Below are 12702 nucleotides of genomic sequence, written 5' to 3'. Positions count from 1 at the left end.
ATCCCCGGTAAGCCCCCCGCTCGAACGACCATGCGGCTTGCGCGCGATCGTTCCGATGTTTCCTTCAAACCCACGATCGTCCCGCGGTCAAGCAAAGACGCTCGTCAGGCGTTCAGTTCGTCACCTGCGTACCGCGTCGAACAGCGCCCAGGCCTTGGCGACGGCCGCGTCGGCGACCGCGCCGGGCGACCAGGCGCGCCGGAGACTGCGATTCTGCGCGCGTCGGCCAGACCGGGCCCGCGGCCGCCTGCACCGGCGCGGCGGGCACGACGCGCGGACGCTTCGGCTCGAGCGCCGCGACGGCCGCGAGCGCGCTGCCGGAGACCGGCGCGGGAAGCGGCGCGGCGTAGGCGAGGATCGCGCCCGCGCCCGAGGCGTCGCGGCCGGGCGTGGTCGGCGCGGGGGCCGGGCGGGCCGCGGGAGCCGGGGCCGGCTCCGCGGGCTTGATCGCAAGGATTTCCTGGACGCTCGGCGCGTCGGCGGCGGCGAACAGCGTCGCGTCCGGCGCGGCCAGTCCGGCGGCGGCCACCGGCGCGGCCGCCACGCGGGCGGCCGGCGCCGCGGCGAAGGCGCGGGCGAGCGAGGCGTTCGAGGTGATCCGGGCGCGCCCGCCGTCGCGGTTCCAGCCATAGAAGGCGCCGCCGGACACGAGCACGTAGCGCTTGTCGTCGTGGCGGAACGGCACGTTGGCGGTGTGGAAATAAAGCGCGTCGCCGGCGACCGGATGCCGGCCGCCGTCCAGACGTCGGCCATACGGTAGGCGAGCTCGCGGGGCTTGGGCTCGGCCATGGCGCGGCTTAGCACGCCCGGCGCGAATTGCGACGGCCGCCCCACGACCTCGCACACACTCGATCCGTATCGCCCCGGCCGCGAGCCGGTTCGCCACGACGGTCCCGACCGCGAGCATGCCTCCTCGTCGGTGCGGCGGGACTCGAAATACATCGCCCGCGCCAGACACTCCCGATCCGTCTTGACGATTGCGGCCTTCTGGCTGCGCGCCGGCCGACCCGCGGCCTCCGCGCCGGCATGGCCGACGATGACAAGCGACGACGCAATGAGAATGCGCGCGACGGAGCGGGACGTAAGGCAAGGGACATTCCGGCGTTCCAGTGGGCCGGCGGGAGGACGCTGGAGGTCCGATCCCGCCGCTTGGCTGGCACGCCAAAAGCTGTCTGGTGGGCGATCGATCAATACGGGATCGCCCTTACGCCCGCCGCCCTATTTTGGCCCCGCTTCGACCGGCGTCGAAGGGCGAAGCAGCCGCGAAGCCGGCTGATCGCCCGCGGCGGAGGCCGCGACGCGACCCGAGGGGCCTCGCGCTCTCGCACCGAGGGGCGCCGGCTCCGGGAGGTCCGGCGTCGGTAAGGTTTGGTTAACCATACGGGCGAAATCGGGCGAAGGCCGCGGGCGCCCACCGGCCAAGGCGAAAAATAAGCGCCTGAAGGCGCTTGATAGGACGTCCGCGACAGAAAAATCACGGCTTGGACCTGCACGTGGAGCGCATTTCGCGCGGCGTCTGATTCGCGCAGATCGCGACGTCGGCATTGCGGTCGCGACGGGCGGCGACGCCTCCCGCCGCCAACGGGCAGCCGCCAGCAGGCAGGCGCCATGAGGGCGAAACCGCTTCCGCCGCACGGCCTTGTTCTTCTGGCGTCCTGACAAGCAGTCAAGCTTTCCGGACCAGCAGGACCCAAGGCCGTGCGCGCTGTTCTTACAAGCCGGTTCAGTGGAGCTTGAGGGTCATGCCGGCCATCACCGTGCGCCCGACGCCGAGTTTCGCGCCGTCGCTGCGATCCGAGATGTAGAACTTGTCCGTCAGGTTCTGGCCCGTGACCCAGGCGGTCAGATCCTTCGTGACCTTGTAGCTGGCGCGCGCCGAAAGCAGCCACACGCCGTTGATCCGGCCTTCCTCGACGTCCAGCGGGTTCATCGGCAGGTTGAGGGCGGTGTAGAAGCCGCCCCTGTAGGTCCAGCTCACGCTCGCGTCGAAGCCGCTGGCGTGCTGCGCGCCGAGCGTCAGATTGGCCGTGTGCTTCATCGACTCCGGGACTTCGTTGCCCGAGACGTTCTGGCCGCCGTCGGCGGTTCCCTTCACGATCTTGCTGTTGACGTAGGTGTAGACGCTTTCGCCGTAGACATTCCACGGGCTGTCGATGAAGGCGCGGCTGTCGATGCGGGCCGCCAGTTCGACGCCGTCGAAGCGGGCCTTGTCGAGTGAGCTGAACACGCGGTCGCCGCCGTCGGACTGGAAGGCCTCGCCGAACTGATAGTTGCGGATGTCGCTGTGGAAATAGGCGACGTCGAAGGTCAGGCCCTGAACGGCCTTTGACCGGACGCCGACCTGCAAGTTGTCGCCGAGCTCCTTCTTCGGCGCGATGTATCCGGAGTCAGCTTCCAGCACGTCGCGAAGAATATGGGGCGACAGGCCCCGGTGATACCCGCCGTAGAGCGTCGTGGTCGGCGCGAATTCCCACGAGAAGGAAAGCATCGGCAGGACCTGGGTGTAGGTGCTGTCTCCATTGTTGGAGGAGTCGTCCAGGTCCCGGAAGCCGATCTTGTAGCGCTCCAGCCGCACGCCGGGAACGAGCGTGAAGTCCGGCGTCACCTTGATGGCCGTCTGGGCGAAGGTGGCGAAGGAGTCGGCCGTCAGCTTCTGCGCTTCGTCGAGCGAGCCGCGGTTGCCGTAGTCCAGCCGCTCGTTGGTCGCTCCGAGACGGTTCTTGTTGTGGAAGTCGTGCTCTTCGTAGCGCACGCCCGCCTGCACCGTCTGCGTAAGGCTGCCGAAAAGCGGCAGGTCGGCGAATTCGATGCGCGAGTCCGCCCCGATGTTCTTGTAGAGGCGGTCGCGCCCCTCCATCACGAAATCGGACGGCGGATCGTTCGACTCGTCGCTCACATAGAAGCGGGCGCGGTCGTGATGGTTGCCGTAGAGCCGCGTCGACAGGGTCGTCTTGTCGTCGATGTAGAGATTGTGCGCGACCTGCGCGCGGTAATAGTCGGCGTTGTAGGTGTTCCAGTCGTAGCAGCGGCCGCACGCGACCGGGAAATTCCCGTTCTCCGCGGCGTCCTTCTTGTTGCGCCGGAACCTCTTGAGCTCCGCGAGCGTGCCCGAGAAATTGTCTTCGTCGTAATTGTCGCGCTGGCGGAAAAACCCGCCCGAGACGGTGAGATCCTGATTCTCGCCGCGGATGCCGACCGCGCCGTAGAAGTCATTGTAGCCGAGCTTCTCGGCGTCCCATGAGCCGCCCGCGTCAAGCCCCGAATAGGAAAGAACGACGCCGACATTGTCGACCGACTGACGCGTATGCGCATGGCGCATGTTGTTGACGTTCTGGTCGACGCCTTTCGTCGTGCCGATGCCGGCGCTGAACACGGTCTCCTTCGGACCGAAGGGCGAAAGGTTCTTGAAGTTGACGACCCCGTGATTGTTTAGCGGCCCGTAGTTCACCATCGGGCCTTTAAGCACGTCGATGCTTTCGACGCGGTCCATCGGCGGCGTGTAATGCGTGCCCGCGTCGAGATACGGCGAGAAGTTGATCGGAACGCCGTCCTCCATGACGAGGATCTTGCGCGACCGGCGGTGAGGCGAACCGCGCAGGCTGATGCCGGAGTGCCGTCCGAAACCGTCATCCGCGACGGTGGCGACGCCGGGAACGTTTCTGAGCGCGTCATGGGCCGTGAGAGGGCGTTCGCTCTCGAGATCCTGAGCGGTGACCCGGTCCGCCGAGCCCGCGAAATTCTGGAGATTGGCCGGCAGCGGCTCACGAGCGTCGATCGGGCTGACGGGCCCCTGCTCGGCCGTCGTTCCCGCGACCGGAGACTGGCCCAGAGCGCCCCTGACGTCGATCGGATCGAGCTGCGTCGCGCCGCTCTCCTGGGCGCGGAGCGCCGTCGGCGCGAGCAGAGCCGCCACGCTGGTCGCTGCGAACAGCGCCACGAGTTGTTGCTTTTTCTTCATATGTTTCCCCTGCGCGGAGGAAGCATTTCTTTCCGGAGCGGGGCTAGTCTTACCCGATCACGAAATGATTATTCTATACACAATCTTGTAATAAGCTCATTGTAACGCGTTTCTAAGTAATCTTATTATTAGAGTATAGTTCGAAGTACGGCGAAGGCGGCGGGCTGTTTACGTGTCGGCGCGGTCTCGATCTGGCGTCGTTTCGGCTCCATCGTTTCGCGGCCGCCCGCGTCGGGCGCCTGCGCCTCCGCAGCCCGTTTGCGCCGGACTGTCTTCGTGGATGTCGGTCCGGCCGGGCGGAGGCTCGGCGAGCCGCCGGTCCTCGTCAGCCAGGTCGTGTCGCCGCCTCTTCGCCAGCCGACAACGAGCCGGCGTCAGACCGAAAGCAGAGCGCGGTCGCTATGGGCAGACCCTTAAGCGAGGTCTTCCTCGGCGAGCGCGCGCCGCGCCGCTTCGCGATGCTTGTCGTTCATGTGAATTCGCACCGCCGCGATGGCGGCCGCCAGGACGCTCGCGTCGTCCGCGAAGCCGAGCAGCGGCAGGAAGTCCGGCACCGCGTCGAACGGCACGATGAAATAGACGAGCGCTCCGAGCAGCGCCGCGCGCACATGGGTCGGGGTCTCGCGGTCGAGCGCGCAGTAATAGGCGGCGACCGCGTCCTCGGCGAAGGGGATCGAGCGCGCGACGCGACGCAGCGTCGGCCAGAACTCCCGCTTCACGCGGGATTCGTCGGAAGAGAAGCTGTCGCTCGCCATCGGCCGTGGGTCCTTTCCCGCGCTCCAAGTTCACGAGCGGAAGGTGGCGGCGCCCGCCTTCCGGATCAAGGCTCGCAGCGAAGCCGCAACAGGCGCGGCGCGCCGCCCGAGGCGTCACGACGCGCGGTTCGGCGCCGGCGCGCGGCGATCTCAGGCGCTCGCCGCCGCCTCGATCGCCTCCATGTCGTCGTCCGAGAGGCCGAAATGGTGGCCGATCTCGTGCACGAGCACATGGGTGACGATCGCGCCGAGCGTCTCGTCGTGTTCGGCCCAATAGTCGAGGATGGGCCGGCGATAGAGATGCACGACGTTCGGCATCTGGCCGGTGCGCGACTCCGCCTCGCCCTGCGCCAGGCCGACTCCGGTGAAGAGGCCGAGCAGATCGAACTCGCTCTCGGCGCCGAGCTCGTTCAGCACGTCTTCGGCCGGAAATTCGTCGACCCGAACCACGACGCCTTTGGTCAGGGCGCGGAAGGCGTCCGGCAGCTCCGCGAGCGCCGCGTCCGCCAAGGCCTCGATCTCGGCGAGATCCGGCGCCTTCAGGCCCGCCCAGTCGTTCTCGTGTCGCGGGGGCTTGCTCATGGTTCCGGGTGACCTTTCGGGCGGGCGGCGGTCGTCAGGATTGGTCGCGCGTAGGATTTTAGGCGGGGGGCGCGCAGGGGGGAGCGCATCGAAGCGTATCAGACGCGACGACGCTCTTGGGTCCTGCAAACGCCGAAGACGGCTCGACGAACGGCCGCAGAGCCCTATCTCGCGACGTCGTGAAGGCAAGCTTCCGCCGGCTCAATCCGGCGTGAATGCGAAGTGAACGCGGGTTTCAGAGCTGATTCACGGATCGCGGCCCAGGCTGCGGCGGTCCGGAGAACGCCGAACGGAACTGCATCAACGGGAACGTCAGGAGACTTAAGACATGCGGACTTTCATCCTCTCGACCGGTTTCGCGGCCGCCATGGGCGCCTTCGCCGTGGCGCCGGCGAGCGCCGCTCCGATCTCGACCCATGGCGTTCTGGTCGCCCCGGTCGTGACCGACAACGTGGCTTGCGTCGTCAAAAAGAAAACGGTGATCCGGAACGGCGTGAAGCGCGTCACCACCGTCCGCGACTGCGGCCCGGTCGCCCGCCGCACCTACATCGCGCCGCGCCGCTACTATCGTCCGGCCCGTCCGGGCATCACCGTCCGCGTCCGCTGATCGGACCGACGGCTTAGAAAACGAAGCGCCCGGCTCGAAAGAGCCGGGCGTTTTCGTGTCCGGGGCGCCATAGCGAGCGCCCGAAACGGCCCGCCGCGCGCAGGGCGCGGGAAAATTCGGTCGTTCTTGCGCCGACCTCTGCTAGACTCGCGCCCGTGACGACGGCGCATGAGGAATCGATCACGATGAAGCGTTTGGCATTGACGTCCGCCGCGGTTCTCGCGGCCGTCGCAGCGCTTGGCGTCCAGGCGGCCTCGGCCGCAGACATGGCCGAGCGCACGCGCGAGCACGTCTACGAACGCCCGATCCCGCGCGTCTATTACCAGTCGGCCCGGCCGACCGCGGTCTGCCGCGTCGTGTTCCTGACCGAAGAGCGCGGCCGCCAGTGGCCGAAAGAACAGCGCTCGGTCGCGCGCTGCATGGACTTCCGCTAAAGCCGCCAGCGCCTGATCTCGAGCCGGGATCGTGAGTCATGTCGCGCGCCCGGTGCATGTTTTTCTCGGAACGATCTCTCCTCCGCCTCGTTGAGACTGCATAAGCGCGGCCTGAAAGCAGGGTCGCGACGTTCCACCAGAGCGCTTCATCTGGAGATTTGTTCTCCTGACGCGATGCGGCCGGAACGGTTCTCGAACGAATCTGGAGGAGAGCCTCATGAAGACCCTCATCCTTTCGACCGCGATGATCATGGGCCTTGGAGCCGCCGCGCCGGCGATGGCGCAGAGCGTCTATATCGGCCCGGGCGGCGGCGGCGACCGCGGCGATTGCCGCATGGTCGAGAAGAAAGTCGTGAAGAACAACAAGACCGTCATCACGAAGGAACGCCAGTGCGACGGCGACCGTCGCGTCTATCGCGAAGGCGGCGACCGCTACGTCGAGCGGCGCGACAGTGGGCCAGGCGTCTATATCGGCCGCTGACGCTGACAGTCGGTTTGACAGTCAAGGCGCCCGGACCTCGCAGTCCGGGCGCTTTTTCGTCACCAGTCGTGCGTCTTGTCGATCTTGATCACGAAGTTCCGCCATGGCGCGGCTTCGGCGATGCGCTCGTAAAGCGCGGCCGCGGGATTCTTTTCCGGGACCATCCAGCGAAGATGCATCCAGCCGAGCCGCTCGCCCTCCTCGACGAGGCCTGCGATCAGTTTTTGCGCGACGCCGTTTCCGCGGGCGTCCGGGCGGACGTAGAGGTCGTCGAGCTGACCCGCGCGCAGGCCCGAGATCGCCTCGGGAAGGTCGTAGTAGAGCGCGAAGCCGACGAGCCGGCCGTCCAGAAACGCTCCGGCGACGTTGGCCACCGGCTCCTCGTCCGACAGCAGTTTGCGCGCATAGGGTTCGTCGGGCGCGCTTGGCGCTTCGCGGCCGAGCAGCGCGTCCGAATAGGCTGCGAGCAGCGGCGCGAACAGGTCTGCGTCGTCGGGCGTGAGGGCGCGGATGTCGAGGGACATGGAACCTTGGCGCGACGCTGTTGACCCCCTCTCCCGCAGAGCGGGAGAGGGTAAGGGTGAGGGCCCTTTTGAGAGGGCGCCGCCGTTTCCCTCATCCTTACCTTCTCCCGCGAGCGGGAGAAGGGGCGGGAAACGTCGCGCTCTAAAGCCTCACCGCCAGTCGCGGATGTCGACGAACTTGCCGGCGATCGCGGCGGCGGCCGCCATCACGGGCGAGACGAGGTGCGTGCGCCCGCGGAAACCCTGGCGGCCCTCGAAATTGCGGTTCGAGGTCGAGGCGCAGCGCTCCTCCGGCGACAGCTTGTCCGGGTTCATGGCGAGGCACATCGAGCAGCCCGGCTCGCGCCAATCGAAACCCGCGGCGCGGAAGATCTTGTCGAGCCCTTCCGCCTCCGCCTGCTCCTTCACGAGGCCCGAGCCCGGCACCACCATGGCGTTGACGTTGCCGTTCACCGTCTTGCCCTCGATCACCTTGGCGGCGGCGCGCAGATCCTCGATGCGGCCGTTGGTGCACGAGCCGATGAACACGCGGTCGACCCCGATGTCGGTGATCTTGGTGCCGGCGGTCAGGCCCATATAAGCGAGCGCCCGCTTGATCGCGGCCTTCTTGCCCTCGTCCTCGGCGGCGTCCGGATCCGGCACCACGCCGGTGATCGAGACGACGTCCTGCGGGCTCGTGCCCCAGGAGACGATCGGCGGCAGGTTCGCGCCGTCGAGCCGGACGATCCGGTCGAAATGCGCGCCCTCGTCGGTCTTCAGCGTGTCCCAGTAGCGCACGGCCGCGTCCCAGGCTTCGCCCTTCGGAGCCATCGGGCGGCCCTTCAGGAAGTCGTAGGCCTTGCCGTCCGGCGCCACGAGCCCGGCGCGGGCCCCGCCCTCGATCGACATGTTGCAGACCGTCATGCGGCCTTCCATCGAAAGGCTCTCGATGGTGTCGCCGGCGTACTCCATCACGTAGCCGGTGCCGCCCGCCGTGCCGATCTCGCCGATGATGGCCAGGATCACGTCCTTGGCCCCGACGCCGTCCGGCAGCTTGCCGTCGACGACGATGCGCATGTTCTTGGCTTTGGTCTGGATCAGCGTCTGGGTCGCGAGCACGTGCTCGACCTCGGACGTGCCGATGCCGTGCGCGAGCGCCCCGAACGCGCCATGCGTCGAGGTGTGGCTGTCGCCGCAGACGATCGTGGTGCCGGGGAGCGTAAAGCCCTGCTCGGGACCGACGACATGGACGATGCCCTGACGCTTGTCGAAGGCGTCATAATACTGGATGCCGAATTCGCGCGTGTTCTCGGCGAGCGCCTCGATCTGGGCGGCGCTCTCCGGGTCCGGGTTCGGCAGGTTGCGGTTCGAGGTCGGCACGTTGTGGTCGACGACCGCGAGCGTCTTGTGCGGCGCGCGGACCTTGCGGCCCGAGGTGCGCAAGCCCTCGAAGGCCTGCGGGCTCGTCACCTCGTGGACGAGGTGGCGGTCGATATAGAGCAGCACCGAGCCGTCGGGCTGCCGGTCGACGACGTGGTCGTCGAAGATCTTGTCGTAGAGGGTCTTGGGAGCGGCGGCGGCCATTGTTCGCCTCGGAAATATGAGCGTTTGCGTCGATCGGGTGTCAGGCCGCGGAAAGCCGCGGCGCGCTCAGTCCCGAAGTCGGGTCGCGATGCCGGACAGACGCGCATGGAACCGCGACGGCAGGCGTGCGTGGTCGGTCAGGGCGGCGAAGCCCTCCGACGTCAATTCGCCCGTGATCCTGCGTCCGGTCATGGGCGTCATATAGGATTGGAACGGCTCTAGTTGCAATCGCCATGGACGGTGGGCGGAGGCCGCAAAAACGCCCGGTCCATCTCCATGAACCGGGCGTGGGCGTCGAGGAGACCGGAGGCGGAGAGGGGCGGGGATCCGCTGCCGGCGTCTTTCGGGACGGGAGAACCGCCTCGACGTTGGATCGGAGACTAGCGGGGCCGATCTGAACGGCGCATGGCCGGCGCGTTTGGCCGGGGTTCATCGGCGTGGCGCTGAGACGGCCAAGCCGTGGCGGGCTCCGCCGGGGAGGGCGGCGGGCTTCGGCTCGCCTGGACGCGAAAACGCCCGGCTCATCTCCATGAGCCGGGCGTTTGGCCTCGAGGGGTCCGGAAGCGGAGAGGGGCGGGGATCCGCTGCCGGCGTCTTCAGGACGGGAGATCCGCCTCGACGTTGCAGAGACCCTAGCGGCGCGCGTGTGAACCGAAGGTGGCCGGTCCGTTTATCTCGGGTTCATGGGCTCGGGCGGTCCGTCTCCGAGCCCCTTTCGGGCGCGTCCGCTCGCGAAGAACAGCGCGAGGGTCGCTGTCCCGAACGTCGCGACCGCGACCGGCAAGGCGAGAAAGCCGTAGTCGGTCCCGAGCGTGCGCCCGATCGCGACGCCGATCAGCGCGCCGGTCGCCATCTGGGCGAAGCCGACGAGCGAGGACGCCGCGCCCGCGCGCTCGGGAAACGGCTGGAGCGCGGCCGCCATCGACTGCGGCATCACCAGCCCGACGCCGAACATGTAGATCATCATCGGGATCATGACCGCGAAGGGCGTCTTGGGCCCGAGCGTCACGAGCGCGAGCATCAGCAGGCCGCCGACCGCGAGCGCCCCCGTCCCGATCCCGATCGCGTGGTCGAGCCCGCCGCGGCGCACCAGCGGGCCGGCCGCGAGCGTGCCCCCGATGAAGCCGATGACGCCGACCGCAAAGGCGGCCCCATAGGCCACCGCCGAGAGGCCGTAGATCGACTGCAGAATGAAGGACGAGGTCGAGATGTAGGCGAACAGCCCCGCGAACGCGACCGCGGTGAGCCCGAGATAGGTGAGGAAGCCGCGGTGGCGCAGCAGCACGCCGAAGCTCGCGAACACGGTGCGGGGGCTGACGGCTCCGACGGCCTTGGCGCGGATGGTCTCGGGCAGGAAGACAGCCACCACCAGCATTTCGGCGGCGAGCACGAAGGTCAGCACCACGAAGGTCGCGCGCCAGGAGAAGGCGTTCTCCAGCACGCCGCCGATGAGCGGGGCGACTGCCGGGATGAGGCCGAGGATCGTCGCCATGCGCGCGAGCTCCCTGGCGGCGCGCGGCCCCGAATAGAGGTCGCGCACGATCGAGCGGGCGAGCACCACCGGCCCCGCGCCGCCGAGCGCCTGCGCGAAGCGCGCGACGATCAGCGTCTCGATGGTCGGGGCGACGGCGCAGAGCGCGGAGCCGAAGGTGAAGAGCGCGAGGCTCGCGATCAGCACCGGCTTGCGGCCCTTGGCGTCCGACAGCGGGCCATAGACCACTTGGCCCGCCGCGAAGCCGACGAGGAAGGCCGACAGCGTCAGCTGCCCCTCCGACTGGCTCGCCCCGAGCGCTTCGGAAAGGTGCGGCAGCGAGGGCAGATACATGTCGATCGCCAGCGGGCCGACGGCGGTCAGCAGCGCAAGGACTGCGGTGAGAGCGAGCGTGTCTGGCTTGAGGCGCATGGGCGCTCGGGGCTCGTGGCGAAGCGGGGACGCGAGGTGGAGAGGCCGCGCGTTGAGGCGCGGCGAACCCGCCGGTTTTAGGGCGCTGGAGCCAAATCGCCGCGCATGCCGGCTTTGCGCCTTCGCCCAAGCGGCTAAGATCGCCAGAAAAACGGGGAGGACCAATGACGCACGACCACGGCCACGATCACGAGCATGATCACGCGCCCGATCGCTGGAAGCATGACGGCGTCCGCGTCATCAAGGGCGACAAGCTCGACTCCAACACCGCGCAGACGCCCGGGATGTTCCGTCAGGCGGCGATCAATCACGCGCGCGTCGGCGCGCAGAAGATCTGGGCCGGGACGGTCTCGATCGAGCCCAACGCCAAGACCGGCGTTCACCACCACGGCGCGCTGGAAAGCGTGATCTACGTCGTGCGCGGCCGCGCGCGGATGCGCTGGGGCGAAAGACTCGAATATGTCGCCGAGGCCGAGCCCGGCGACTTCATCTTCGTGCCGCCTTATGTGCCGCATCAGGAGATCAACGCGAACCCCGACGAGCCGCTCGAATGCGTGCTGGTGCGCTCCGACAACGAGGCCGTGGTGGTCAACATCACCGACGTCGACCCGGTGGAGAAGCCCGAAGCGGTCTACTGGGTCGACCCGATCCACAAGGCGCCGTGAGGGACCAAGCACGGCGCCGCCGATTGCGAGCTTTCGCGGGACGCGCACGACGTCTCTGTCCCCGTCCCTCCCCCTTGCGGGGAGGGTGAGGGTGGGGGTGGTTCAGAATGAAGCTCGATACATCGGCATAGAGCGACGTCGCGCATGCCGCTCAATCCTGAACCACCCCCACCCCCGACCCCTCCCCGCAAGGGGGAGGGGAGAACAGGCGCGGCTTCCGACCGTCTTCACGCGATCTCGTGGTTCGACATGATCTCCAACGCGCGGGCGAGGCCGGAATGATCCCAGGCCTTGCCGCCATTGGCGACGCACACCGAGAACAGCTGCTGGGCGACCGCGGTCGAAGGCAGCGCGATCCCGAGCGACTTCGCGCCTTCGAGCGCGAGGTTGAGATCCTTCTGGTGCAGCTCGATGCGGAAGCCCGGATCGAAGGTGCGCTTGATCATCCGCTCGCCGTGAAGCTCGAGGATGCGCGAGGTGGCGAGCCCGCCGGTCAGCGCCTGCCGCACCTTGGCGGGGTCCGCGCCGGCCTTGGAGGCGAACAGCAGCCCTTCGGCCACCGCGCCGATGGTGAGCGCGACGATGATCTGGTTCGCGACCTTGGTGGACTGGCCCGCGCCCGTCGGGCCGACCAGCGTCACGTTCTTGCCCATCAGCTCGAACAGCGGCTTCACGGCGTCGAAGGCCGCCTCCTCGCCGCCGACCATGATGGTGAGCGAGGCGTTCTTCGCGCCGACCTCGCCGCCGGAGACCGGCGCGTCGAGGTAAGAACCGCCCTTTTCCGCGATCCTCTCCGCGAAGGCCTTGGTTGCGATCGGCGAGATCGAGCTCATGTCGACGACGATCTTGCCGGCCGAAAGCCCCTCGGCGACGCCGCCTTCGCCGAACAGCACGGCTTCGACGTCAGGCGTGTCCGGCACCATGGTGATGATGACGTCGGATTTTTCCGCGACCTCTTTGGCGCTCGCGCAGGCGGTTCCGCCGGCTGAGATCAGCTCGGTCGGGACTTCCCGGCGAGTTTTCAAGAAGAGCGTGTGGCCGCCTGCGATGAGGTGGCCCGCCATCGGCTTGCCCATGATGCCGAGGCCGACGAATCCGACGTTCATGTGGGGTCTCCGGTCTGTGGGAAAGTGTGTAGGAAAGCGGTGGAAAGGGAGTGCGTTCCCAGCCGTCATGCCCGCGCCTTCGCGCGGGTATCCACGACTTGGTCGTAGCGCTTGCCATCTACGG

13 protein-coding genes are annotated in these 12702 nt (G+C 67.9%); 4 read left to right on the top strand and 9 right to left on the bottom strand.

The window, feature by feature from the left end:
* Positions 1 to 112: 112 nt before the first annotated feature.
* The 4 genes from K6K41_RS10180 to K6K41_RS10165 all read right to left on the bottom strand — a co-directional run bounded on the left by K6K41_RS10180 (position 113) and on the right by K6K41_RS10165 (position 5295).
* Positions 113 to 685 carry a hypothetical protein gene (locus tag K6K41_RS10180; protein WP_261404936.1) on the bottom strand — a complete coding sequence of 191 codons (573 nt, stop codon included), beginning with the start codon at positions 683 to 685 and terminating at the stop codon, positions 113 to 115.
* Positions 686 to 1723: 1038 nt separating this feature from the next.
* Entirely contained in the window at positions 1724 to 3937 is a 2214-nt protein-coding gene (locus K6K41_RS10175) for a TonB-dependent receptor family protein (protein WP_261404935.1), read from the bottom strand.
* Positions 3938 to 4371: 434 nt separating this feature from the next.
* Positions 4372 to 4713, bottom strand: a complete 342-nt coding sequence (locus K6K41_RS10170) for a YkvA family protein (RefSeq protein WP_261404934.1) — start codon at positions 4711 to 4713, stop codon at positions 4372 to 4374.
* 150 nt (positions 4714 to 4863) lie between these two features.
* Positions 4864 to 5295 carry a metallopeptidase family protein gene (locus K6K41_RS10165; RefSeq protein WP_261404933.1) on the bottom strand — a complete coding sequence of 144 codons (432 nt, stop codon included), beginning with the start codon at positions 5293 to 5295 and terminating at the stop codon, positions 4864 to 4866.
* Between the two features lie 328 nt (positions 5296 to 5623).
* Between K6K41_RS10165 and K6K41_RS10160 the strand changes: the two genes are divergently transcribed.
* From K6K41_RS10160 to K6K41_RS10150, 3 genes are all read left to right on the top strand, one after another.
* Complete coding sequence (locus K6K41_RS10160; RefSeq protein ID WP_261404932.1) at positions 5624 to 5902, top strand: hypothetical protein; 279 nt, start codon at positions 5624 to 5626, stop codon at positions 5900 to 5902.
* A gap of 185 nt (positions 5903 to 6087) precedes the next feature.
* Positions 6088 to 6336, top strand: a complete 249-nt coding sequence (locus tag K6K41_RS10155) for a hypothetical protein (protein ID WP_261404931.1) — start codon at positions 6088 to 6090, stop codon at positions 6334 to 6336.
* 217 nt (positions 6337 to 6553) lie between these two features.
* The gene (locus K6K41_RS10150) at positions 6554 to 6817 is read left to right on the top strand and encodes a hypothetical protein (protein WP_261404930.1); all 264 of its coding nucleotides are present in this window, start codon (positions 6554 to 6556) and stop codon (positions 6815 to 6817) included.
* A gap of 59 nt (positions 6818 to 6876) precedes the next feature.
* On the opposite strand, the gene K6K41_RS10145 is transcribed toward K6K41_RS10150, so the two are convergent.
* From K6K41_RS10145 to K6K41_RS10130, 4 genes are all read right to left on the bottom strand, one after another.
* Entirely contained in the window at positions 6877 to 7341 is a 465-nt protein-coding gene (locus K6K41_RS10145) for a GNAT family N-acetyltransferase (protein WP_261404929.1), read from the bottom strand.
* A gap of 150 nt (positions 7342 to 7491) precedes the next feature.
* On the bottom strand, positions 7492 to 8904 hold the full coding sequence (leuC, locus tag K6K41_RS10140; protein ID WP_261404928.1) for a 3-isopropylmalate dehydratase large subunit: 1413 nt from the start codon (positions 8902 to 8904) through the stop codon (positions 7492 to 7494).
* A 66-nt stretch (positions 8905 to 8970) separates the two neighbouring features.
* Positions 8971 to 9096 carry a hypothetical protein gene (locus K6K41_RS10135; protein WP_261404927.1) on the bottom strand — a complete coding sequence of 42 codons (126 nt, stop codon included), beginning with the start codon at positions 9094 to 9096 and terminating at the stop codon, positions 8971 to 8973.
* A gap of 478 nt (positions 9097 to 9574) precedes the next feature.
* Positions 9575 to 10807 (bottom strand): multidrug effflux MFS transporter, encoded by a 1233-nt coding sequence (locus K6K41_RS10130; protein WP_261404926.1) that lies wholly within the window; start codon positions 10805 to 10807, stop codon positions 9575 to 9577.
* Between the two features lie 164 nt (positions 10808 to 10971).
* Between K6K41_RS10130 and K6K41_RS10125 the strand changes: the two genes are divergently transcribed.
* Complete coding sequence (locus tag K6K41_RS10125; RefSeq protein ID WP_261404925.1) at positions 10972 to 11472, top strand: cupin domain-containing protein; 501 nt, start codon at positions 10972 to 10974, stop codon at positions 11470 to 11472.
* A gap of 227 nt (positions 11473 to 11699) precedes the next feature.
* Here K6K41_RS10125 and K6K41_RS10120 read toward each other — a convergent pair whose 3' ends face one another.
* The gene (locus K6K41_RS10120) at positions 11700 to 12578 is read right to left on the bottom strand and encodes a 2-hydroxy-3-oxopropionate reductase (RefSeq protein ID WP_261404924.1); all 879 of its coding nucleotides are present in this window, start codon (positions 12576 to 12578) and stop codon (positions 11700 to 11702) included.
* Positions 12579 to 12702: the final 124 nt, after the last annotated feature.

Source organism: Chenggangzhangella methanolivorans (genome assembly GCF_019797865.1).
Lineage (GTDB): Bacteria > Pseudomonadota > Alphaproteobacteria > Rhizobiales > Methylopilaceae > Methylopila > Methylopila methanolivorans.
Note: the sequence above shows the minus strand (reverse complement) of the source record. Positions and strands in the feature narration are given on the sequence as shown.